At 64.9% G+C, this 23492-nt stretch carries 20 protein-coding genes and 1 other RNA gene; 10 read left to right on the top strand and 11 right to left on the bottom strand.

Annotated features, from left to right (window positions below; genetic code table 11):
- Nucleotides 1–46: 46 nt before the first annotated feature.
- The 3 genes from IQ24_RS02700 to IQ24_RS02690 all read left to right on the top strand — a co-directional run bounded on the left by IQ24_RS02700 (nucleotide 47) and on the right by IQ24_RS02690 (nucleotide 5022).
- Nucleotides 47–2590: a penicillin-binding protein 1A gene (locus tag IQ24_RS02700; protein WP_145396187.1), complete on the top strand. Its 2544-nt coding sequence runs from the start codon at nucleotides 47–49 to the stop codon at nucleotides 2588–2590.
- 75 nt (nucleotides 2591–2665) lie between these two features.
- Nucleotides 2666–3793, top strand: coding sequence for a peptide chain release factor 2 (gene prfB / locus IQ24_RS02695; protein ID WP_145396186.1), 1128 nt, complete (start codon nucleotides 2666–2668; stop codon nucleotides 3791–3793).
- A 176-nt stretch (nucleotides 3794–3969) separates the two neighbouring features.
- Nucleotides 3970–5022 (top strand): patatin-like phospholipase family protein, encoded by a 1053-nt coding sequence (locus IQ24_RS02690; RefSeq protein ID WP_199756466.1) that lies wholly within the window; start codon nucleotides 3970–3972, stop codon nucleotides 5020–5022.
- Here the strand turns inward: IQ24_RS02690 and IQ24_RS02685 are convergent.
- The 4 genes from IQ24_RS02685 to IQ24_RS02670 all read right to left on the bottom strand — a co-directional run bounded on the left by IQ24_RS02685 (nucleotide 5019) and on the right by IQ24_RS02670 (nucleotide 8919).
- A complete protein-coding gene (locus IQ24_RS02685) occupies nucleotides 5019–5942 on the bottom strand; it encodes a pseudouridine-5'-phosphate glycosidase (RefSeq protein ID WP_145396184.1) in 924 nt (307 codons plus the stop codon). The genes IQ24_RS02690 and IQ24_RS02685 overlap by 4 nt on opposite strands.
- On the bottom strand, nucleotides 5939–6835 hold the full coding sequence (locus IQ24_RS02680) for a PfkB family carbohydrate kinase (protein ID WP_145396183.1): 897 nt from the start codon (nucleotides 6833–6835) through the stop codon (nucleotides 5939–5941). Before IQ24_RS02680 ends, IQ24_RS02685 begins: the two co-directional genes overlap by 4 nt.
- Nucleotides 6836–6968: 133 nt before the next feature.
- Nucleotides 6969–7066: signal recognition particle sRNA small type (gene ffs, locus IQ24_RS02675), an RNA gene on the bottom strand.
- A gap of 41 nt (nucleotides 7067–7107) precedes the next feature.
- Nucleotides 7108–8919 (bottom strand): bifunctional 2',3'-cyclic-nucleotide 2'-phosphodiesterase/3'-nucleotidase, encoded by a 1812-nt coding sequence (locus IQ24_RS02670; RefSeq protein WP_145396182.1) that lies wholly within the window; start codon nucleotides 8917–8919, stop codon nucleotides 7108–7110.
- 186 nt (nucleotides 8920–9105) lie between these two features.
- On the opposite strand from IQ24_RS02670, the gene IQ24_RS02665 reads away from it, so the two are divergent.
- Entirely contained in the window at nucleotides 9106–9570 is a 465-nt protein-coding gene (locus tag IQ24_RS02665; RefSeq protein ID WP_145396181.1) for an SRPBCC family protein, read from the top strand.
- Nucleotides 9571–9598: 28 nt separating this feature from the next.
- Here IQ24_RS02665 and IQ24_RS02660 read toward each other — a convergent pair whose 3' ends face one another.
- Nucleotides 9599–10471 (bottom strand): prephenate dehydratase, encoded by an 873-nt coding sequence (locus tag IQ24_RS02660; protein ID WP_145396180.1) that lies wholly within the window; start codon nucleotides 10469–10471, stop codon nucleotides 9599–9601.
- Between the two features lie 162 nt (nucleotides 10472–10633).
- Here IQ24_RS02660 and IQ24_RS02655 point away from each other — a divergent pair, with 162 nt between their 5' ends.
- The 6 genes from IQ24_RS02655 (at nucleotide 10634) to IQ24_RS02630 (ending at nucleotide 18359) form a co-directional block, all read left to right on the top strand.
- Nucleotides 10634–11167 carry a c-type cytochrome gene (locus IQ24_RS02655; RefSeq protein ID WP_145396179.1) on the top strand — a complete coding sequence of 178 codons (534 nt, stop codon included), beginning with the start codon at nucleotides 10634–10636 and terminating at the stop codon, nucleotides 11165–11167.
- 216 nt (nucleotides 11168–11383) lie between these two features.
- Nucleotides 11384–13243, top strand: coding sequence for an extracellular solute-binding protein (locus IQ24_RS02650; protein ID WP_145396178.1), 1860 nt, complete (start codon nucleotides 11384–11386; stop codon nucleotides 13241–13243).
- A gap of 37 nt (nucleotides 13244–13280) precedes the next feature.
- Nucleotides 13281–14426 (top strand): microcin C ABC transporter permease YejB, encoded by a 1146-nt coding sequence (locus tag IQ24_RS02645; RefSeq protein ID WP_145396177.1) that lies wholly within the window; start codon nucleotides 13281–13283, stop codon nucleotides 14424–14426.
- Complete coding sequence (locus IQ24_RS02640) at nucleotides 14426–15532, top strand: ABC transporter permease (protein ID WP_145396176.1); 1107 nt, start codon at nucleotides 14426–14428, stop codon at nucleotides 15530–15532. The genes IQ24_RS02645 and IQ24_RS02640 overlap by 1 nt, the downstream gene beginning before the upstream one ends.
- A complete protein-coding gene (locus IQ24_RS02635; RefSeq protein ID WP_145396175.1) occupies nucleotides 15529–17133 on the top strand; it encodes an ABC transporter ATP-binding protein in 1605 nt (534 codons plus the stop codon). The genes IQ24_RS02640 and IQ24_RS02635 overlap by 4 nt, the downstream gene beginning before the upstream one ends.
- Nucleotides 17130–18359 (top strand): glycosyltransferase, encoded by a 1230-nt coding sequence (locus IQ24_RS02630; RefSeq protein WP_145396174.1) that lies wholly within the window; start codon nucleotides 17130–17132, stop codon nucleotides 18357–18359. The genes IQ24_RS02635 and IQ24_RS02630 overlap by 4 nt, the downstream gene beginning before the upstream one ends.
- On the opposite strand, the gene IQ24_RS02625 is transcribed toward IQ24_RS02630, so the two are convergent.
- From IQ24_RS02625 to IQ24_RS02600, 6 genes are all read right to left on the bottom strand, one after another.
- Nucleotides 18356–18859 carry a hypothetical protein gene (locus IQ24_RS02625; RefSeq protein ID WP_145396173.1) on the bottom strand — a complete coding sequence of 168 codons (504 nt, stop codon included), beginning with the start codon at nucleotides 18857–18859 and terminating at the stop codon, nucleotides 18356–18358. The two genes, IQ24_RS02630 and IQ24_RS02625, sit on opposite strands and share 4 nt — an antisense overlap.
- A gap of 58 nt (nucleotides 18860–18917) precedes the next feature.
- Nucleotides 18918–19646 (bottom strand): molecular chaperone DjiA, encoded by a 729-nt coding sequence (locus IQ24_RS02620; RefSeq protein ID WP_145396172.1) that lies wholly within the window; start codon nucleotides 19644–19646, stop codon nucleotides 18918–18920.
- A 75-nt stretch (nucleotides 19647–19721) separates the two neighbouring features.
- Nucleotides 19722–20552 (bottom strand): sulfate ABC transporter permease subunit CysW, encoded by an 831-nt coding sequence (gene cysW, locus IQ24_RS02615; RefSeq protein ID WP_145396171.1) that lies wholly within the window; start codon nucleotides 20550–20552, stop codon nucleotides 19722–19724.
- The gene (gene cysT, locus IQ24_RS02610) at nucleotides 20549–21394 is read right to left on the bottom strand and encodes a sulfate ABC transporter permease subunit CysT (RefSeq protein WP_145396170.1); all 846 of its coding nucleotides are present in this window, start codon (nucleotides 21392–21394) and stop codon (nucleotides 20549–20551) included. Before cysT ends, cysW begins: the two co-directional genes overlap by 4 nt.
- Complete coding sequence (locus IQ24_RS02605; protein WP_145396169.1) at nucleotides 21391–22389, bottom strand: sulfate ABC transporter substrate-binding protein; 999 nt, start codon at nucleotides 22387–22389, stop codon at nucleotides 21391–21393. Before IQ24_RS02605 ends, cysT begins: the two co-directional genes overlap by 4 nt.
- Entirely contained in the window at nucleotides 22386–23492 is a 1107-nt protein-coding gene (locus tag IQ24_RS02600) for a sulfate/molybdate ABC transporter ATP-binding protein (protein ID WP_145396168.1), read from the bottom strand. The genes IQ24_RS02605 and IQ24_RS02600 overlap by 4 nt, the downstream gene beginning before the upstream one ends.

The following is a 23492-nucleotide window of genomic DNA, read 5'->3' as shown; positions in this document are numbered from 1 at the left end:
GCCCGCCCCGTCTATAGAGACCCACGCGTTTTCCTGAGGCAGGCCGTTGCTGCGTTTCCTTCTTTCCTTCTTCGGTGCGATCTTTTCATGGTTCGTGACCGCCGCCTTCTTCATCGCGCTGACCGTCGGCGCGGTGTTCTGGATGTATTCACGCGACCTGCCCAGCCATGAGCAGCTGGCGCAATACGCGCCGAAAACCATCAGCCGGATCTATTCGGATGAGGGCATGCTGATCGACGAATTCGCGCAGGAGCGCCGGATTTTCGTTCCCTCGGACGATATCCCCGACATCGTGAAGCAGGCCTTCATCAGCGCCGAGGACCGCAACTTCTACCACCACCACGGCTTCGATCCGCGCGGCATGGTCGCGGCAGCGGTGCAGGCGGTGCAGACGCGGGGCGAAAGCGTGCGCGGCGCCTCGACCATCACCCAGCAGGTGATGAAGAACTTCCTTCTGTCCTCGGACCGCAGCATCGAGCGGAAGGTCAAGGAAATCATTCTCGCGACCCGGCTCGAATCGACGCTCAGCAAGGACGATATCCTTGAGCTCTATCTGAACGAGATCTTTCTGGGGCAGAACAGCTTCGGCGTGGCCGCCGCCGCGCAGACCTATTTCAACAAGACGCTGGGCGATCTGTCGATTGAAGAAGCCGCCGCACTGGCCGCCATGCCGCAATCGCCCTCGCGCAGCTTCGTGCGCGACAAAGACCGCATCACCGAACGGCGCAACTATGTGCTGCGCGAGATGTGGCAGAACAATTTCATCACCGAGGCTGCCTTCCGCGAAGCCGCCGAGAAGCCGCTTCTGTCGGTGCAGGACGGCGATTACCCCTCGTGGCGTCGCAGCATGCCGCCGCGCGACTATTTCTCGGATGAGATCCGCCGCCAGCTGAGCGTGCAGTTCGGCGAGGATGAATTCTTCGGCGGCGGTCTGTCGATCCGCGCCACGATCGAGCCGGATCTGCAGAAGGTCGCGGCCCGCGCGCTGCAGCGTGCGCTGGAACAATATGACCGCGGTCGCGGCGTCTGGCGCGGCACCCGCGTCAAGATCGACCCGGCTGAGCTCGACAGCGAGGCGAAATGGCGCGAGGCGCTGTCGGATGCGCAGGTCCCGCGTGACATCGAGGGCTGGCATCCGGCCGTCGTCCTGTCGCTGGGCGACGCCGATGCCCGCATCGGCATCGAGGGCGTGCCCGAGGATGAGGACGGCCACTGGATCCCCGCCAAGGACGTGCAATGGGCGCGCAAGCGCCTTGATGACGGCAAGCTGGGGCGTCAGGCGCGCGTCGCATCCGATCTGGTCGATGTCGGAGATGTCGTGCTGGTGCGAGAGATGACCAGCGACAGCGACGGCAGCTTCATCCGCTGGACCCTGCGCCAAGTGCCCGAGATTCAGGGCGGCTTCATGGCCATGGACGTCAACACCGGCCGGGTGATGGCGATGCAGGGCGGGTTCTCGTACCAGTCCTCGGTCTTCAACCGGGCGACGCAGGCGCAGCGCCAGCCGGGCTCCAGCTTCAAGCCCTTCGTCTATGCGGCGGCGCTGGACAGCGGCTTCACGCCCGCGACCATCGTCGTCGATGAACCGATCACCGTGAACACGCCGCAGGGCCTCTGGACGCCCAAGAACTCCAGCGGCAAATTCTATGGCCCGACGCCGATGCGCACCGGGATCGAGCAGTCGCGCAACCTGATGACCATCCGCATTGCCGAGGATATCGGCATGGATACGGTCGCCAAATATGCCGAGAAATTCGGCGTCTATGACAAGCTGTCGCCCTTCCTTGCCAACAGCCTTGGCGCACAGGAAACCACGCTGTTCAAGATGGTCGCGGCCTATGCGATGTTCGCGAACGGCGGTGAGCGGGTCGAGCCCACGCTGGTCGACCGCGTGCAGGACCGGCGCGGCCGCACCATCTATCGCCACGACAAGCGCGAATGCGTGACCTGCGACATGCCGACCCTGCCTGCGGGTGCCTCGCCCGAGATCCGCTCGAACCGCGAGCGGGTGATGGATGCGATCACCGCCTATCAGCTGACCTCGATGATGGAGGGCGTGGTGCGCCGTGGCTCTGGTCGCGGGGTCAATCTGCCGGTGCCGGTCGCCGGCAAGACCGGTACGACGAATGACGCGAAAGACGTCTGGTTCATCGGCTTCACCTCGAACATCGTGGCGGGCTGCTATCTGGGGTATGACCAGCCGCGCTCGATGGGCGGTAACGCCTTCGGGGGCACGCTGTGTGTGCCGGTCTTCAACGAGTTCATGAAAGAGGCGGTCAAGGAATATGGCGGCACCCAGTTCCGCGTGCCGCCGGGTGGTCACTTCGTCAACATCGACCGCTTCAGCGGCGCGATCCTTGGCCCGAACGCCAAGGGTGACAACGTGATCGCCGAATATTTCCGCGACGGCACCGACATGAGCGCGCTTGGCATGATCGACGGCGGCTGGGATCGCATCGATCCGGGCACGCTGCCCTTGTTCACCGAAGGCTCGGATCAGGGGCAGGCGGTGACCACCTCGACCGGGCAGCGCAAGGTCATTCCGAAAAAGGCCGATTTCGGCACATTGTCTTCGGGCGGTCTTTACTGAATTGGCGCGGGGCCGGTGCTTGCCGTTCCCGCGATCCCGCGCTATTTCTCATCGCCTTATCTGAGAGGTCCCGACATGCGCGCCGAAACCCAGGCCACGATCGAAACGATCCGGAAATCGCTGAAGCTTCTGGCGCAGCGGCTGGATTGGGATACCGCGCCGCACCGGCTGGAAGAGATGAACGCGATGATCGAGGATGGCGACCTGTGGTCGGACCCGGCGCGCGCGCAAAAGCTGATGCGGGACCGGCAGAAGCTGTCGGATGCGGTCGGCACCTACAAGCTGATCGACACCGGGTTGAAGGACAATATCGACCTGATCGAGCTGGGCGAGGCCGAGGGCGACACCGAGATCGTGACCGAGGCCGAAGCCTCGCTGAAATCGCTGGCGGAGCTGGCGGCGCAGAAGGAGCTTGAGGCGCTGCTGAACGGCGAGGCCGATGGCAACGACACCTTCCTTGAGATCAACGCAGGGGCCGGGGGTACGGAAAGCGCCGACTGGGCCTCGATGCTGGCGCGGATGTATGTCCGCTGGGCCGAGAAGAAGGGCTATGACGTCGAGCTGCAGTCAGAGACGCCGGGGGAAGAGGCGGGCATCCGTTCGGCGGCCTACAAGATTTCCGGGCCGAATGCCTATGGCTGGCTGAAATCGGAATCGGGCGTGCACCGGCTGGTCCGCATTTCGCCCTACGATTCGGCGGCGCGGCGGCACACCTCGTTCAGCTCGGTCTGGGTCTATCCGGTGGTCGACGACAATATCGAGATCACCATTCCCGACAATGAGATCCGCATCGACACCTACCGGTCCTCGGGCGCGGGCGGGCAGCACGTCAACACCACCGACTCGGCCGTGCGGATCACGCACCTGCCGACCGGGATCGTCGTGACCAGTTCGGAAAAGTCGCAGCACCAGAACCGTGCCAACGCCATGGCGGCGCTGAAGGCGCGGCTTTATCAGATGGAGCTCGACAAGCGGAACGCCGAGATCAACGCCCAGCATGCCGCCAAAGGCGATGCGGGCTGGGGCAACCAGATCCGCTCTTACGTGCTGCATCCTTACCAGATGGTGAAGGATCTGCGCACCGCGCATGAGACCTCGGATACGCAGGGCGTTCTGGACGGCAACCTGGACGCCTTCATGGCGGCCACGCTGGCGCAGGACGTTGCGGGCAAGAGCAGGGCGGAAGCGAATTCCGACGACTGATTTGCAGCGCTGTCTTGGGTGGCGCGGTCGGATTTTTTGGGTATTTGGGCAACGAAGAAATTCACCGTCTAGGGCGGGTGACGGCGCGTTTTCGCCTTGGGCAAGGCGTCGGCGCTGTCATCGATGCTGCGGCTGCATTATGACGACGGGCGTGAACTGGTATCGGGGGCCGCATCATGGCGCGTCGGATCAATCTGGCTTTGCAGGGCGGAGGGGCGCATGGCGCGTTCTCCTGGGGCGTTCTTGAGCGGTTTCTGGATGAGCCGGAGATCGAGATTGCCGGGATCAGCGGGACCTCCGCCGGGGCGCTGAACGGAGCCGCGCTGGCGGCGGGGCTGGCCTGCGGCAAGGGCAAGGCGGGGCGCGATGCCGCGAGAGAGAACCTTGAGCATGTCTGGAGCCAGATCGCGCTGGTCAGCGACAATGTGATGCTGCGCTGGCTGTGGTCGATGTTGCCTGCGCCACGCGGCTTTCAGCGGCTGGCCGAGATGTTTTCGCCCGCCTCATGGCTGGAGGCGGCGGCGCGCATTGTCAGCCCCTATGATTATGGGCCCTTCTATCGCAATCCCTTGCGCGAGGTTCTGCTGGGCATGCCGCATCCGGCGCTGGACCGCGAAGGGGGCCCGCGCCTGTTTGTCACCGCGACCAACGTGCGGACCGGCCTCGTGCGGGTCTTTGGCGGCAAAGAGGTCAGCGTCGAGGCGGTGATGGCCTCGGCCTGTCTGCCCGAGGTGTTTCGCGCGGTCGAGATCGACGATCCGCAGACCGGGCGGCGCGAGGCCTATTGGGACGGCGGGTATTCAGGCAATCCGGCGCTGTTTCCCCTGTATCACCAAAGCCTGCCGCGCGACATTGTGGTCGTGAACATCAACCCGATGTTGCGTAAGGAGATCCCGAAAACGCCCTCGGCCATTCAGGATCGGGTCAATGAGATCAGCTTCAACGCCTCATTGCTGAGCGAGCTGCGCGCGATCAATTTCGTCAAGAAGCTGTTCGACGAAGGGCGGCTTGAGGGGCGCGACATGAAGAACGTCCTGATCCATATGGTGATGGACGACAAGCTGATGAACGGGCTGACCGCCAGCACCAAGCTGGTGCCGAGCCCCGGATTGCTGGAGCGGATGCGCGAGGCGGGCCGGGTCGCCGCCGACCGCTTCCTGAGCGAATGCGGCGACAATCTGGGGCGGCGCGACTCGTATGACCTGTCGCGCCTTTTTCCCAAAAGCTAGGCGCGGGGCATTTCTGCGGCGATGGCGGCGGCGAGCCGCGCATTGTTCAGGACCAGTGCGATATTGGCGTCAAGCGAGCGGCCCTCGGTCAGCTCGAAGATGCGCTGCAGCAGGAAGGGCGTGACGGCTTTCGCCGCGATGCCCTGCTGGGTGGCCTCGGCCAGCGCGCGGTCGACGACGGGGATCATCACGTCGCGGGCGATCTCGGATTCGGGCGGGATGGGGTTCACGACCAGCTGGCCGCCCTGCAGGCCCAGCTCGGCGCGCAGCCGGGCCGAGGTCGCGATCTGCGCCGGATCGTCCATGCGCAGCGGCGCGTTGAGGCCCGATTCGCGCGACCAGAAGGCCGGAAGCTGATCCTGACCGAAGGCGATGACCGGCACGCCCAGCGTCTCCAGCACCTCCAGCGTTTTCGGCAGATCGAGGATCGCCTTCGCGCCCGCGCAGACGACGGTGACCGGGGTGCGCTGAAACTCGTGCAGGTCGGCCGAGATGTCGAAGTTGGTTTCCGCCCCCCGATGCACGCCGCCGATGCCGCCGGTCGCGAAGACCGAGATCCCGGCCAGATGCGCGCAGATCATCGTGGCGGCGACGGTGGTGGCACCCGTCCGTCCAAGCGCGAGGCAGCTGGACAGATCGGCGCGCGAAAGCTTCATCACCTCGGCCTGCGGCGTGCGGGCCAGCGTTTCCAGGGTGGCATCGTCCAGCCCCACATGGATGCGCCCGGCCATGATGGCGATGGTGGCGGGCACGGCCCCGGCGGCGCGCACGGTGTTCTCGACCTCGCGCGCGACCTGCAGGTTCTGCGGATAGGGCATGCCATGGGTGATGATCGTCGATTCAAGCGCCACGATGGGGCGGCCTTCGCTGCGGGCGGCGGCCACCTCGGGCGAGAGGGTCAGCAGGCTGGAGAGCGTCATGTCGGATCCTTTCCGGAAACGTGGTCAGAGGCGGCCTTGCTGGCGCGGGCAAGTGCGCTGGCCCGCTCAGTGCCGATGAGTTCGGCCGCCAGATGCGCGGCCACGAAATTGTCGCCTGCGCCGGTGATGCGACGGATCGCGACCTTGGCGGCGGGGCAGGTCAGGGTGTCATGGCCCTGCAGGGCATCGGCCATGGGTGCGGCGCCATCGGTGACCAGAACGCGAAGCGCGCCAAGGGCCGTGATGGCCTCGGCTGCCGATGCGGCAGAGGGGCAGTCGCGACCGGCGATGGCGTTCGCTTCCGCGCGGTTGAGGTAAAGGGTCGCGCGGGGCATCGAGAGGAGCGGGCGCAGCCGCTCCGCCTTGCTGGGGCTGACGGCGACGATGCGCAGATCGGCCTTTGCGAGGGTCGGAGTGGTGGCGATCTCGGCCAGAGTGTCGGCGGTCAGGTTGCCGTCAATCACGACGGGGCCGGTCCATGGCTGCGTGGATGAGCCTAGGCGCCCGTCGATCAGGGGGGCCAGAATGCGCGCGCCCGCTGCCTGCAGCGCGCGGGTTGCGGCGACGGCGGCGACCAACCCGTCGCCATCCTCGATCGCAAGGTAAAGGTCGGTCGCCTCGACGCCGTCGCGCAGCAGAAAGGCGGTTTCCACCCCGCGCCGCGCGGCCTCGGCGGTCAGCGCCTGACCGGGGGCGTCGAGGCCTACGGCGGACAGCATGGCGGGGCGCAGCGACCGCCGCGCAAGCGCCAGCGCGATGTTGCAGGCGACGCCACCGGGGCTTTGCTGGATGCGCCCCTCGACATCGGCACCGGGGCGGTGACGGTCAGGACTGTGGCCGATCACGTCCCAGAGCATCGCGCCAATGCAGAGTACGTCGGGAGCGGTGTTCATGAGACTTCGGCAGCAGCGATGCTGCTGCCCTGAGATGCGGTGATTCTGGTGCTGCGGTGATGTGTCACGCGCCGAATATCCTTCGGCACCGCGCGCGGTGCAACTGCAACCGCAGCGTCATCATGTGGGGTAAGGTGAGAGGCTGGACAAACGACCCAAGCGGGACTCGTTACGGCTGCTTCCTTCCGGACCTGACCGGGTTGGCGAGGCGCCTGCCCGCGCCAACCTCTCGCCCCGACAGATAGTGTGATGTTTTCGCAGATGCAAGGGCTTCACAGGTGCAGACGCATCCGCAGAAAGCCGCTCGCCGTCGGGCCCACCGGCTCGACCCTGGGGACAAGATCGCCCAGATGCGCGACGGCGGTCGGGGCGGTGTCGAAGAGGACCGAGGTTCCGGGGCAGGGCTGGAAGCGCCAGCCCAGCTGGCCGGTCTGGTCCAGCACCGGGCGGCGGGCGATGTAGCGGCGCAGCACATCGCGCGTCCGCGCCGCGCCCTCGAAAAGGACCGGCTTGTTCGCGGCGACCGCGCCGAAGAAGCCGCTTTCCGACAGGCGGTAATTGTTGGTCACCAGCACGAATCGCTGATCGGGTGCGACCGGGCGGCCGCGATGGCACAGATCGGTGACCCGACCCGCAGACCCGGCAGGCACGGTCAGGTCGATCTTCCATTCCAGCCCGTCGATCACGTCGAAATTATAGCCGGGAAAATCCGGATCGATCAGCGGCTGATCGGCGATGCCGGGGGTGACGCGCTGGAACATCCCGGCCGAGCGCTCCAGCCAATGGCGCAGGTCGGTGCCGGTGACCAGAATGGCGCAGACCCGGTTCGGGAAAAGGTAAAGGTCCGAGACATTGCGCAGCGTCAGCGGCCCTGCCGGAACCGAAGTGTAATGATCCGGGCCGCCCCGTCCGCCCGCACGGAAGGGCGCGGCGGCTGACAGAATCGGCAGGTCGCGCCAGCGGCTGTCGCGCAGCATGCGCCGCACGTACCAGCTTTGCGCCGTGGTCACCAATTTCAGCGCCGGATCATGGCCCACATGGGTGAAATGGCTGGTCAGAGGCGTCGTTCCATAGCCGATGCGCCGCTGGAAATGCCGGATCGTGTCGCGATGCGACCCCTGCATCGCCGCCCTCAGCGACGAGGAGAGGTTTGCGCCCTTCGGCACGGGCTTTGCGTGGCTGGTGAAGCCCTCGATCCGCCAGCGACCCTCGACCGTCGGTGCCAGCGTCAGGTTGATAACCCCCAGATGCGAGCCCCAGAACCCCGCCATCACCGCAGGTTTTCCGGCCAGAGAGCCCAGTTCGGCATCGATGCCGGGGCTGTCGCCGTGATCGGGGGCGGGAAAGATGCGGTGGGTGTGACCGGCGATGACCACGTCGATGCCGGGCAGGGCGGCCAGCGCGGTCGCTGCATTCTCCATGCGCGGGGAGGCGGCAAGCGGGCCGATCCCGCTGTGCGAGAGCGCGATGATCAGGTCCGCGCCATCCTGTTTCAGCGCGGCAATGCCGCGTTCGGCGGCGATCAGGATATCGTCGATCTCCATCACGCCGCGCAGTTCCGGCTCCCACTCGGCGGTTTGCGGCGGCAGGAAGCCCAGAAGGCCGATGGCGATGGGGCGGCGGATGCCGTCCTGCCCCATGAGCTCGCGCCGCAGCACGATTCGGTCGACCAGAGGCAGACCCGCCCCGCGCGTGATATTGGTCGAGACATATGGGAACTGCGCGCCCGAGAGCGTACGCTCAAGAAATGGCAGGCCGAAGCTGAAGTCGTGATTGCCCAGCGTGGCTGCGTCATATTGTAGCAGGTTCATCGCCGCGATGGCGGGATGGGGGCGGTGCCGGGAGGTCCGGCTGGCTTCGGCCAGATAATCGCCCATCGGATTGCCCTGCAGAAAATCGCCATTGTCCAGAAGCAGGCTGTTCGTGGCGGTGGCCCGCTCGGCTGCGATCAGCGCGGCGGTCCGCTCCAGCCCGAAGCTGTCGCTAGGGCGTTCGGCGAAATAATCATAGCTCAGGACGTGCATATGCAGGTCAGTGGTCGCGAGAATCCGCAACTCGGTCATCGCGGCCGCGCCACGTCGCATTCCAACCTCACCCTTGGCATTTGATCCAGCAAGGCGCGAGATTCACAGTAGTTTCAACCCTGAATTGTATGAACGGACGATGATAAACGCGATTCTGTGGCAGGCTTGCAAGGCAAGCGCTTATGCGGGTAGAGCGACTGTATCGGGCGGGTATGACCCCTGCGTGATAGAAGCTTTGGAGCAGGCATGAAGTTTTCGACCCGGCAGGACACGGATCTTTCCAGCGAGGCGCTGTTTCAGTCCATCAGCGATTTCGGGCGCATCGAGCGGCTTCTGGTGCGGCGTGGTGCCTCGGTTCGGCGCACGGACAGCCTGACCCAGAACGGCGTTGGGATGGGCTGGATGGTCGGGTTCGACTGGCGCGGCAAGCGCCGTGATTTGTCGCTGGAGCTGACGCGCTATGAGCCGCCGGGCGTCATCCGCATCAATGGCCAGTCGGAGCTGTTCCTGATCGAGTTGCAGATGACCGTGGTCGCGCTGACGCCGACGAAATCGCGGCTGATCTTCGAGGCCGACATTCAGCCGCGCGGCATGAAGGCGCGGCTGCTGCTGCAGACGGCCAAGCTGGGCAAGGCGCAGCTGGACCGCAAGTTCGCGCTGCGGATTGCGGAGTTCGTCAACGATCTGGCGATGAACCCGCGTCTGGGCTGACACGTCCCGCGCATCAGCCCGGAAAGGGTTACTCTGCCGCCTCGGCCGCCTGAGCGGCGCGCAGCGGATCGGCGGGATAGACGCCGAGGATCTTCATGCTGGAGGTGAAGAAGCCCAGTTCCTCCAGCGCACGCGCGACATTCGCGTCTTCGGGGTGGCCTTCGATATCGGCATAGAACTGGGTCGCGGTGAAGACGCCGTTGACCATATAGCTTTCCAGCTTCGTCATGTTGACGCCGTTCGTCGCAAAGCCGCCAAGCGCCTTGTAAAGCGCGGCCGGGATGTTGCGGACGTGGAAGACAAAGCTGGTGATCATGGTCGGATCGCCCGAGGCATTCGTGCGCCGCGTCAGGTCGGGCTCGCGCGCCATGATCAGGAAGCGGGTGGTGTTGTTCGCGCGATCCTCGATCTGATGGGCAAGCTCGGTCAGGCCATAGATTTCGCCCGCGATGGGGGCGGCAAGGGCGGCAAGCTGCTTTTCACCGCGCCGCGCGACCTCCATGGCCGAGCCTGCGGTATCCGCGCCCACGATGCTGCGGATGTTGTGGTCGCGCAGAAAGCCGCGGCACTGGCCCAGAAGGACGGGGTGGCTCATCGCGTCGGTTATGTCTTCAACCTTGGCACCCGGCACGCCCAGAAGGCTGATGTGCACGCGCACGAACCCTTCGTTGATGATGTGCAGGCCGCTTTCTGGCAACAGGTGGTGGATATCCGCCACCCGGCCATAGGTCGAATTCTCGACCGGCAGCATCGCGAGGCGCGCCTTGCCGCTGCGGACCGTCTCGATCACATCCTCGAACGTGCGGCAGGGAATCGTCTCCATTTCCGGCACATAGGTGCGGCAGGCCTGGTGGCTGTAAGCGCCAGGTTCGCCCTGGAATGCGATCAGGTTATCAGACATCGGTATACCTTGACGGTTCGGGATCGTGTTGGCCGTGTCGGGGCGACATCAGTTCGCCCCTAATTGTCGCGGCAAAGCGACAACTATACCTTGAACCAAGGGAACGAAAGCGGATAGATAACGCCCAATTCCACGGACAGACCGTACAAGGGAGCCGCAGATATGTTCAACACCATGACCCTTACCAAGACGGCCGGTGCGCTGATTGGCTCGCTTCTGTTCCTGTTGCTGGTTCAGTGGGGCGCTTCCAGCCTCTATCACGTCGGTGCCGCAGGTCACGGCGACGAAGAACATGCGCAGGCTTACACCATCCCGGTCGAAGAATCCGCCGGTGGCGACACCGCAGCGGCCGATGCCGGCCCGAGCTTTGATGAAATCTATGCCACGGCCGATGCTGCCGCAGGCGAGAAAGTCTTCGGCAAGTGCAAGGCCTGCCACAAGCTGGACGGCTCGGACAGCACCGGCCCGCACCTGAACGGCGTTGTCGGCCGCGCGGTCGCCAGCGATGCGAACTTCAGCTATACCGATTCCATGCGCGCCCACGCTTCCGAGGATCCGGACTGGACCCCGGCCGCGCTGTCGCACTTCCTGGAAAACCCGAAGGCCGCCGTGAAAGGCACCAAGATGTCCTTCGCTGGCCTGCCGAAAGCCCAGGACCGCGCCAACCTGATCGCCTATCTGGAAACCCAGAAGTAAGATCGACAGAATTTCATGACGGATCAGGGGCGCTTTTGCGCCCCTTTTTCATGTCCTGCGACCGGCCTTGGCAGGGGCCCGACTTTCGGCTGCTCACGGATTTGCATGTTGAACCGGGGCGCGTGGCTGCTAGCTTGTCCGCAGGCAGGCGCCGTGAGGGGCCGCCCAAGCGAAGACCCGGACCACAAAGCCATAATAACAAAGAATGAGAGCGAGATGACAAAGCCCTTCCTGCGACAGGCATCGATCATTGCACTTCTGGCCGTGGCGCCTTTCGCCGCCGCCGCGCAGGATGGACAGGAAAAAACCATCACCTCGCACGGGATCGCGGTTTTCGGCGAACCCGAACTGCCCGCTGACTACAAGCACCTGCGCTATGTGAACCCCGACGCGCCCAAGGGCGGCGAGATTTCGGAATGGGGGCAGGGCGGCTTTGACAGTCACAACCCCTTCACCCATCGCGGCCGGGCGACGGCGCTGTCGATCATGCCGCTGGAGCGGCTGATGGAGGACGCGGTGGATGAGCGCGGCTCATCCTATTGCCTGCTCTGCGAGACCATCGAATATCCGGAAAGCCGGGACTGGGTCATCTTCCACCTGCGCCCCGAGGCGAAATTCTCGGACGGGACGCCGCTGACGGCGCATGACGTGCTGTTTTCCTTTGAGCTTCTGCGCGACAAGGGCCTGTCCTCTTATCGCACCGGCATCTCGCGCATGGTCAGCAAGGCCGAGGTGCTGGACGATCACAGCGTCAAATTCTATTTCGCGCCCGATTATCCGCGCCGCGACGTGATTCAGCAGGTCGGAAGCCAGGTCATTTTCTCGCGCGCCGATTTCGAAAAGAACAAGCGCGATATCGAGCAAAGCAGCAATCTGCCCTTCATCGGCTCGGGGCCCTATATTCTCGACAAGGTCGAGATGGGCCGCTCGATCAGCGTCCGCCGCAACCCCGACTATTGGGGCAAGGATCTGCCGATCAACGTCGGGCGGCACAATTTCGACCGCATCCGGGTCGAGTATTTCGCCGATTACGATGCCGCATTCGAGGCCTTCAAGGCAGGTATCTATACTTTCCGTAACGAGGTCTCGTCGATCCACTGGGCGACGCGCTATGATTTCCCGGCGTTCAAGAATGGCTCGGTGGTCAAGGAAACGCTGCCCAATGGCAATATCGCCTCGGGTCAGGCCTGGGTCTTCAACCTGCGCCGCGAGAAGTTTCAGGACATTCGCGTGCGCGAGGCCATCGGGTTGGTCTTCAACTTCGAATGGACGAATGAGACGCTGATGTACGGGCTGAACACCCGCGTGAATTCCTTCTGGGACAACAGCGATCTGAAGGCCGAAGGCCCGCCCACGCCGGGCGAACTTGCGCTGCTGGAGCCTCTGGCCAAGGACCTGCCCGAGGGTATCCTGACCGAGGATGCGGTCGTTCAGCCGGTCTCGTCGAACAGCCAGTTGGATCGGGGGAACCTGCGCAAGGCCGCGCGTCTGCTGGATGAGGCGGGCTGGAAGGTCGGCAGCGACGGCATTCGCCGCAATGACAAGAATGAGACCCTGAAGGTCGAATTCCTGAATGCGAACCAAAGTTTTGACCGCATTATCAACCCCTTCGTGCAGAACCTTCGCGCGGTCGGCATCGACGCCACCAACGCCCGCGTCGATGATGCTGAGATGGAGACCCGCACCCGCTCACATGATTTCGACATTGTGACGGATTCGCTGGGCCAGAGCTTCTACATGGGCGGCGGCACCGAGCAGTATTTCGGCTCGGAGAATGTGGGCGATGTCTTCAACAGCATGGGGCTTGCCAACCCGGCCATCGACCAGCTGATGAAGCTGGGCATCGCCGCGACCACGCAAGAGGAAATGGACAATATCATCAAGGCCTTCGACCGCAGCCTTCGCGCGCTGCGCTTCTGGGTTCCGCAATGGTACAAGGCCGATTACACGCTGGCCTATTACGACATGTACGCCCATCCCGACACCATGCCCCCCTATGCCTTGGGCGAGCTTGATTTCTGGTGGTATGACGCCGATAAGGCTGAAAAGCTGAAACAGGCGGGCGCGTTGCGCTGAACCGGCCTCAGGGCACAAGGGGCAAGAGACAGGGCGAATGGCAGCCTATATCCTGCGGCGCTTGCTGCTGATCATTCCGACGCTGATCGGCATCATGCTGGTCAACTTCACCTTGACGCAATTCGTCCCCGGCGGGCCGATCGATCAGGTCATTGCCCGCATTCAGGGCGAGGGTGACGCGTTTCGCAACATTGCGGGCGCGGGGGGCGATACGGCCCAGCAGGCCAGCTCGGAATATGCGGGCGCGCGGGGCATTCCGCCCGAACTGCTGGACCAGCTTGAGGTGCAGATGGGCTTTTCGCGCATTGTCTGCACCGAAGGCCATGAGGGTGCGCCCGATCTGAAATCGCCCGATTGCCACAAGGAAAAGATCGGCGCGTTCCAGCGCTTCATGGTGATGATGGGCAATTATGTCCGCTTCGATTTCGGCACCAGCTTCTTCCGCTCGGTCTCGGTGACGGATCTGGTGATCGAGAAGCTGCCGGTCTCGATCACGCTGGGCCTGTGGTCGACGCTGATCGCCTATTTGATCTCGATCCCGCTGGGCATCCGCAAGGCGGTGCGCGACGGCACGGCCTTCGACACCTGGACCTCCAGCGCCATCATCATCGGCTATGCGATCCCCGGGTTCCTGTTCGCGGTGCTCTTGATGATGCTGTTCGCGGGTGGCTCTTACTGGCAGATCTTCCCGCTGCGGGGGCTCACCTCGGACAATTTCGCCGACCTCAGCGTCTGGGGCAAGATCAAGGACTATCTGTGGCACATCACGCTGCCGGTGGCGGCCACGACCATCGCCAGCTTCGCCACCCTGACCCTGCTGACCAAGAACAGCTTCCTTGACGAGATCAACAAGCAATACGTCATCACCGCCCGCGCCAAGGGCCTGACCGAGCGGCGGGTGCTTTACGGCCACGTCTTCCGCAATGCCATGCTGATCGTCATTGCCGGTTTTCCGGCGCTGTTTCTGGGCGTCTTCTTCGGCTCCTCCATCCTGATCGAGACGATCTTCTCGCTCGACGGGCTGGGGCGGCTGGGGTTCGAGGCGGCGGTTCAGCGCGACTATCCGGTGATCTTCGGCACGCTCTGGGTCTTTGGCCTGCTGGGGCTGGTGGTGGGCATCCTCTCTGACCTCATGTATGTCTTCGTCGACCCGCGCATCGACTTCGAGCGGAGAGCGGGCTGATGGCGGTATCCGAGCTGAACCAGCGCCGCTGGCGCAATTTCCGCCGCAACAAGCGCGCCTTCTGGTCGCTGGTGATCTTTTCGATCATCTTCGTCGTGACGCTGTTTGCGGAACTGGTGGCGAACGACAAGCCGGTCGTGGTCAGCTACAAGGGCGATCTGTTCTTTCCCGCCTACCGCTTTTATCCCGAGACCGCCTTCGGCGGCGATTTCGGCACCGAGGCGATCTATACCGACCCCAGCGTTCAATGCCTGATCCGCACCGGCGGGCGTGAGGAATGCTGGGACGACCCCGAGGCCACCATGAGCGAGGCCGCCGAAACCGGACAGGTCGCGGGTGAGCCGATCGAGCGCGGCTGGATGGTCTGGCCCCCCATTCCCTATCATTACCGCACCATCAACAATGTCGGCACCGCGCCCAGTGCGCCCGACAGCAAGCACCTGCTGGGTACCGACGACACCTCGCGCGATGTGCTGGCGCGGGTGATCTATGGCTTCCGCATGTCGATCCTCTTCACGCTGATCGTGACCATCGTCAGCTCGGTCATCGGCATCACCGCAGGCGCCGTGCAGGGCTATTTCGGCGGCCGGACCGACCTTTTCCTGCAGCGCATGCTGGAGATCTGGGGCTCGACCCCTTCGCTTTACGTCATCATCATCCTGTTCGCGATCCTCGGGCGCAGCTTCTGGCTGCTGGTTCTGATCTCGATCCTCTTTGGCTGGCCCGCGCTGGTCGGCGTGGTGCGGGCCGAGTTCCTGCGGGCGCGCAACTTCGAATATGTGCGCGCCGCCCGCGCGCTTGGCGTCAGCGACCGGAAGATCATGTTCCGCCATATCCTGCCCAATGCCATGGTCGCCACGCTGACCATGCTGCCCTTCGTGGTAACCGGCACGATTTCCTCGCTCGCGGCGCTGGATTATCTGGGCTACGGCTTGCCTGCGTCGGCCCCGTCGCTGGGGGAGCTGGCGCTGCAGGCCAAGCAGAACCTGCAGGCGCCCTGGCTGGGCTTCACCGCCTTCTTCACCTTCGCCTTCATGCTGTCGCTGCTGGTCTTCATCTTTGAAGGCGTGCGCGATGCCTTCGACCCCAGAAAGACCTTCCGATGACCGCCGTTCTTGAGGTCAGGGACCTGCGCATCAGCTTTCGGCAGGATGGCCGCACCATGCCCGCCGTCAAGGGCGTCAGCTTCCGGGTCGAGCGCGGCCAGACCGTCGCGCTGGTGGGCGAGTCCGGTTCGGGCAAATCGGTCACCGCGCTTTCGACCGTGGGGCTGCTGGGTGCCGCAGCTGAGGTTCAGGGCAGCGTTGCCTATGAGGGCCGCGAGCTCGTTGGCGCGCCCGAGGCGACCTTGCGTGCTGTGCGCGGCAATGACATCAGCTTCATCTTTCAAGAGCCGATGACCTCGCTGAACCCGCTGCAGACGATCGAGCGGCAGCTGGAGGAAAGCCTTGCGCTGCATCAGGGCCTGCAAGGCGAGCCCGCCCGCGCGCGGGTGATCGAACTGCTGACCAAGGTCGGCATCCGCGACCCGGAAACGCGGCTGCAGGACTATCCACACCAGCTTTCGGGCGGTCAGCGCCAGCGCGTGATGATCGCCATGGCGCTGGCGAACGGCCCGGAACTGCTGATCGCCGACGAGCCGACGACGGCGCTGGATGTGACGATTCAGGCGCAGATCATGGAGCTTCTGGCGGATCTCAAGCGCGATGAGCAGTTGTCGATGCTTTTCATCAGCCATGACCTTGGCCTCGTGCGGCGCATCGCCGACCATGTCTGTGTGATGGAGGATGGCGAGATCGTCGAGCAGGGCCCCGCCGCCCAGATCTTCGCGAGCCCCCAGCATCCCTATACCCGCAAGCTGTTGGAGGCCGAGCCGAAGGGGCTGGCCGAACCTTTTACCGAGGATGCGCCCGAGATCGTGGCGACCCGCGACCTGAAGGTCTGGTTCCCGATCAAGCGCGGCTGGCTGCGCCGCACCGTCGGCCATGTGAAGGCCGTGAATGGCGCGACGCTGAGCGTGCGCGCCGGTGAGACGCTGGGGATCGTGGGCGAATCCGGCTCGGGCAAGACGACGCTGGCGCTGGCGATCATGCGGCTGATTGAAAGCGAAGGCCCGATCCTGTTCATGGGGCGCGATATCTCGGGCCTGCAGGGGCGCGGGCTGCGCCGGTTGCGGCGCGACATGCAGATCGTCTTTCAGGACCCTTATGGCAGCCTTTCGCCCCGGATGACGGTCGAACAGATCATCGCCGAAGGTCTGGGCGTCCATGGCATCGAAGCGGGGCAGGACCCGCGCGCGCTGGTCGCCGGCATGATGACCGAGGTGGGGCTGGACCCCACGATGATGCACCGTTACCCGCATGAATTCTCGGGCGGGCAGCGCCAGCGCATCGCGATTGCGCGGGCGATGATCCTGAAACCGCGGCTTGTGGTGCTGGATGAGCCGACCTCGGCGCTGGACATGACCGTGCAGGTCCAGATCGTCGAGCTGCTGCGCCGCTTCCAGCGCAAGCAGGGGCTGGCTTATCTGTTCATCAGCCACGACCTGCGGGTGGTCCGGGCCATGTCGCATCAGATCATGGTGATGCGCGCGGGCGAGGTGGTCGAGCAGGGGCCGACCGCGCAGGTCTTTGCCGCGCCGCAGGATGAGTACACCCGTCGCCTGATGGCGGCGGCCTTTGAAAACAGTGTCAGGCCGTCCACATGAAGATTTTGTTCGTTCACCAGAACTTCCCCGGCCAGTTCGTGCATCTGGCCCCTGCGCTTGCGGCGCGGGGCCATGAGGTGATGGGGCTGACGGATGAGCAGAACAAGCGCCCCTCTCCGGTCAGGGTGGTGCGCTACAAATCACCGGGCGAGATGCAGTTCCCGCCCTCGCTGGGCAAGACCTATGCCGAACATGCCGAGCGGGGCTGGCTGGCGGCGCGCGGCTGCCGGGCGCTGCGCGATCAGCATGGCTATACGCCCGATCTGATCTTCGGCCATTCCGGCTGGGGCGAGACACTGTTTCTGCGCGAGATCTGGCCCGAGGCGCGCCTTCTGGTCTATGCCGAGCTGCTTTATCGCACGCGTGGCCATGATGTCGGTTTTGACGCCGAAATCTCGCCCGGCACGGATGAGGGGCGGGTCTCGACCGTCGCGCGCTCGGCCCATCTGATTCAGGGCATCGTGCAGGCGGATGCGGGGCTGGCGCCGACGCATTATCAGGCCAATTCCTTTCCACCCGAATTGCGCCAGAAGCTGACGGTGATCCATGACGGCATCGACGTTGATGTGGTCCGCCCGAACCCCGAGGCGACGCTGACGCTGCCGAATGGCCGGGTTCTGCGGCAGGGCGACGAGGTGCTGAGCTATGTCTCACGCTCGCTGGAGCCGTATCGCGGCTTTCACAGTTTCATGCGCGCCTTGCCCGAGGTGATGCGCGCGCGACCCGATGCGCAGGTCGTGCTGGTCGGCGGCGAGGAGGACGTGAGCTACGGCGGCAAGCCCAAGAATGCCGACAGCTGGAAGGCGGCGATGCTGTCAGAGCTGGAGGGCAAGCTTGACCTCTCGCGCATCCATTTCCTGGGCCGCGTGCCCTATGCGCAATATCTGTCACTGCTGCAGGTCGCGCGGGTCCACTGCTATCTGACCTATCCGTTCGTGCTTAGCTGGTCCCTGACCGAGGCGATGGGGGCGGGCTGCTACATCGTGGCCTCGGACACCGCGCCCGTGCAAGAGCTGATCCAGGACGGCAAGAACGGTCGGCTGGTGCCCTTCTTCGACCAGCAGGCGCTGGAGGCCGCGCTGATCCGGGGGCTGGAAGGCGATCCCGAGGCCGCACGCCTGAAAGAGGCCGCGCGCAGCACGATCACCGAAGGCTATGACCTGCGGCGGCGTGCCCTGCCGCGACTGGTCGAATGGGTGGAAAGCTTCGGCCCAAGGCGGGTCTAAAGGTCCAGCTCATAGGCAGGGGGCTGCGCTTCTTCCAGCGGGATGTCGCGCGGCGGATCGTCGGCCGGGCGGCGCGGGTTCAGGCGCGGATCATCCTCGGCGCGCGGGCGCAGCATGTTCTGCAGCGCATCGCCCACCGGCGGGGGCGGCGGCGCGTCGGCACGGCGGCGGATCAGGATATCGCCATTCTCCAGCCGTTCGGGCGCCTGATAATTGCCGATGTCATCCATCAGCGAGCTGAGATCCTCGAACACCGGGCCAAACTCGGACATCGCCCCCTCAAGCTCGCGCCCGATGGCCTCCATATGCGGCTCGACGTCGCGCAGAAGATTCTGCAGCGCGCCTTCGAGCCCGTCCTTCAGCGGGTCGCCCCGGTCGCGGTCCTGATCCTGCGGCATATCCTCGGGTCCGGCCAAGGGCGGCTCATAGCCCTGCTGGGCATAAGCGGGGCCTAGGGTCAGCAGGACCGACAGCATCAGCGCAGAGAGGATTGGTTTCATCGCAGGGGCCTTTCGCAGTCATCGGACAGGAAACCCCTTGCGCGCGGTCAGGGTTCCGTCAGCCGGTGACGGGGTTCATCTGCTGGTGCATCTTGCGGAAGTGATCCCAGGCATCGTTGAGCGCGCGCGTCCGTGCCTCGGCCAGACGCACGGCCTCGGGCGGAAGGCCGCGTGAAATGGCGCGGTCGGGATGGGCCTCGCGCACCAGTTCGCGCCAGCGCTTGCGGGCCTCGGGCAAAGGCGTGTCGATGGCCACGCCCAGCACCTCGCAGGGCGGGCAGCCCTGATCGGGGTCATGGCGGGCGCGGATGGTCGCGACCTGCGCAGGCGAGAGGCTGAAGATGCGGGCCACCTCGTCGATGAAGATCGTCTCGGCCTCATGCAGCGCGCCATCGGCGACGGCGATGATGAACAGCCCCTCGATGACATCGACCAGCACCGGATCGCCCGGCGGAAAAAGCGCCGCAATCCGGCGCGCCCAGGCGTCGAAACCGGCCACATCCTCACGCGCCAAGTCGAAGACGCGGGCGGCGTTGCGTTCCTCGGAACGGGGGATGATGAAAACGCGGCGGAAGGCCGAAACCTCAGAGCGCTGGACCTGACCGTCGGCCTTGGCCAGCTTCGCGCCAAGCGCGATCACCGCGATGGTGAAGGCAACCGAGCGTTCGGGCGGGGTCGCCGCGCGTTTCGAGCCGACCAGCGCCGCCAGCCGGTCGGCAATGCGCTGCCAGAAGCTGCGAGGCTTCGGCAGTTCCGGGCAGGGCATGTTGAGGGCGGCGTCTTCCATGAGATGAAACCTAGGGGGCGCAAGAGGCCGAGTCTATCGCGAACCGCATCGCTGCGGCACGAGGTCACGGCTTGTTCAGCCCTTGCCCCGCACCTCCAGCAGCGATTTGACGACCAGCGCCACCAGTGCGATCAGCGTCAGCGTCGAGGCGGCGGCGAAAGCGCCAACCACGTTGAGGTCGTTGAACAGCAACTCGACCTGCAGGGGCAGGGTGTTCGTCTGCCCCCGGACGTTGCCCGAGACGACCGAGACGCCGCCGAATTCGCCCACCGCGCGGGCCGAACACAGGACCGCGCCGTAAAGCAGCGCCCATTTGATGTTGGGCAGGGTCACGCGGCGGAAGATCTGCCAGCCGCTGGCGCCCAGCGTCACGGCGGCCTCTTCCTGCTCGGTGCCCTGCGCCTGCATCAGCGGCAGCACCTCGCGCGCGACGAAGGGGGCGGTGACGAACATGGTGACCAGCACGATGCCGGGCAGCGCGAACATGATCTTCAGGTCATGCTCCAGCAGGAACGGGCCCAGCAGCCCCTGACGGCCATAAAGCAGCAGGTAGCAAATGCCCGCGATGATCGGAGAGATCGAGAAGGGGATCTCGATCAGCGTGACCAGCAGCCCGCGCCCCGGGAAGCGATGCTTGGCGACGGCCCATGCGGCGGCGATGCCGAAGGCCATGTTGACCGGCACGACGATCAGCGCGACCAGCGCGGTCAGCCAGATCGCATGCAGGGTCTGCGGATCGGTGATGTTCTTGGCATAGACCGCCCAGCCCTCGGAAAGCGCCCGGTAGAAGATATAGGTCAGCGGCGCGATGACCAGCAGTGCGGTCAGCACGACCGCAAGGCCGATCAGCAGCTTCGGCACCAGACTGGCACGGGGACGCGGGGGCGACAGGGCGAGCGTGTTCATCGGGGCTCTCGGTGGCGGGCGGACCAGATCTGGATGAGGTTCGAGATCAGAAGCAGCGTCAGCGCCATGATCAGCAGCACCAGCGCAATGGCGGCGGCACCGGCATAGTCGTATTCCTCAAGCCGGATGAAGGCCAGAAGCGAGGCGATCTCGGTTTCGTTGGGTTTGTTCCCGGCGATGAAGACGACCGCGCCGAATTCGCCCAGGCTGCGGGCGAAGGCGATGGTCGACCCGGCCAGAAAGGCGGGCAGGATCGCGGGAAAGACGATGCGGGTGAAGATCGTCCAGGGCCGCGCGCCCAGCGTCACGGCGGCCTGTTCCAGCGTCGGGTCCAGATCCTCCAGCACGGGCTGGACGGTGCGCACGACAAAGGGGATCGAGGTGAAGGTCATCGCGATGATGATGCCCCAGATCGTATAGACAACCGAGATCCCCGCGCTTTCCAGCACTGATCCGAACCAGCCGTTCGCCGAAAAAAGCGCGGTCAGCGCAAGGCCCGCGACGGCGGTCGGCAGGGCGAAGGGAATGTCCATCAGCGCATCCAGAAGGCGCTTTCCGGGGAATTCATAGCGCACCAGCACCCAGGCCATCAAAAGCCCGTAAAGCGCGTTGAAAAGCGTGGCGACCGCCGCCGCTGTGACGGTGATCTTCAGCGCCGCCAGCGTCCGCGGCGAGGTGATGATGCGCAGGAAACGCTCGGGCCCGATCTCGGCCCCTTTCAGCACCAGCGCCAGCACCGGGATCAGGATGATCAGCGTCAGATAAAGCAGCGTGGTGCCAAGGCTCAGTGTGAACCCCGGCAGCACGCGTTTCCTGCGGATGGGTGCCGCAACATCGGTCATTGGTTGACAAAGACCTGATCAAGGATGCCGCCTTCGGCAAAATGCTCTTCGGTGACCTTGTCCCAGCCGCCGAAGACGTCATCGACGGTCAGCAGCTTCACTTCCGGCTGCTGGTCGGCAAACTTCGCGGCAACGTCCTTGTCGGTGACGCGGTAGTGGTTTTCGGCCAGCGTGTCCTGCGCCTCGGGCGAATAGAGCCAGTTCAGGTACTCGGTCGAGACCTCGGTCGTGCCCTTGCGCTCGGCGTTCTGGGCGACCAGCGCGATGGGGAATGCCGCGAACAGGCTGGTCGAGGGCGTCACCGCGACAAAGCCGCGATCGGCATATTGCTTGGCGATGCCTGCGGTTTCGGCCTCGAAGGTGATCAGCACATCGCCGATCTCACGCTCGGCAAAGGTCTGGGTGGCGGCGCGACCGCCGGTGTCAAAGACCGGAACCTGCGACAGGATCTTGCGCACGAATTCCTGCGCTTTGGCCTGATCGCCGCCGTTCTGTTCCAGCGCATAGGCATAGGCGGCCAAGTAGGTATAGCGCCCGTTGCCGCTGGTCTTGGGGTTCGGGAAGACCGCCTGCACGTCATCGCGCGTCAGGTCCGACCAGTCCTTGATGTTCTTTGGGTTGCCCTCGCGCACCAGGAACGCCGGCAGCGAGTAATAGGGCGAGGCGCCGTTCGGGAAGGCGTTGCGCCAGTCCTCGGCGACCAGCCCAGCCTTGGCCAGCACGTCGACATCGGTTTCCTGGTTGAAAGTCACGACGTCGGCGTCCAGCCCCTCAAGAATGGCGCGCGCCTGCTTCGACGAGCCGCCGTGGCTTTGGTCGATGGTGACGGTGCGGCCGGTCTTTTCCTGCCAGTGCTTCTGGAACTCGGGGTTCAGCGCCTCGAACAGCTCGCGCGCGATGTCATAGCTGACGTTCAGGATCTTGTCCTGCGCCACGGCGGGAGTGGCCCCGATGGCGAGCGCCAGTGCGGCCGCGCGGAATTTTGACAGTATCATGCAGAATGCTCCTTGAGCGGTTGGGTGGTGTCGCCCCGCGCGGGGGACGACCGCTCGGCAACAGTGGAAAACAGAGCTCCGGCCTCGGGGGCCAGATTGACGCGGGTGCCGACGGTCAGCGCGCGGGCCTGCGGCGCGCGGCGCGGCAGATCGACGCTGAAGCCGGGCGTGCCGCCTTCATCAAGATCGACCCGCAGAAGCGAGCCGGTGCTGGTCAGGCGGCAGATGCGCCAGCGCCCGTTCGCGGTCGGCACGGGCGTCACGTCGGCAGGGCGCAGGAACAGTGTGGCGGGACCATCGGGCAGCGCACGGCGCGGCAGGTGCGAGAGGTCCAGCCCCTCACCCTCGGCCCGGCCAGCGGTCAGGGTGACCGGCAGTTCGATGGTCGCGCCCATGAAGCGGGCCACGAAGGGCGAGGCGGGGTGGTCGACGATCTGGTCGGCATGGCCGATCTGCTCGATCCGGCCTTCGCCCATGACGACGACGCGGTCGGCCAGTTCGAACGCCTCTTCCTGATCGTGGGTCACGAAGATCGTGGTCGAGCCGGTGGCGTCATGGACGCCCCGCAGCCATTGCCGCAGGTCGCGGCGCACAGCGGCATCCAGCGCGCCGAAGGGTTCATCCAGTAACAGCACCGTCGGCTGGATCGCCAAGGCCCGGCCAAGCGCCACGCGCTGGCGCTGCCCACCCGAGAGTTGCAGCGGATAGCGCTCGCCCAGCGGGGCGATCTGCAGGAACTCCAGCAGTTCATCGACCTTGGCGTCGATGACCGCCTTGCCCGGACGCTCGGCGCGCGGGCGCACGGTCAGGCCGAAGGCGATGTTGTCGCGCACCGTCATATGCGGGAACAGCGCGTAATGCTGGAAGACGAAGCCGATGCGGCGGTCCTGCGCGGCCAGTTGCAGCCAGTCCGCACCCTCAACCTGCAGCCGCCCGGCGTCGGGCCATTCCAGCCCCGCGATGATCTTCAGAAGCGTCGTCTTGCCCGAGCCCGAGGGGCCAAGCAGCGCTACTAGCTCGCCCGACTCGATGGTCAGGTCGATGCCGCGCAGGACCTCGGTCCGGCCAAAGCGTTTGGTCATGTTCTGGACGATAATCGACAT

It is taken from the genome of Paracoccus sulfuroxidans, assembly GCF_007830335.1.
Taxonomy (GTDB): domain Bacteria; phylum Pseudomonadota; class Alphaproteobacteria; order Rhodobacterales; family Rhodobacteraceae; genus Paracoccus; species Paracoccus sulfuroxidans.
This window is presented reverse-complemented; position numbering and strand designations above follow the sequence as displayed.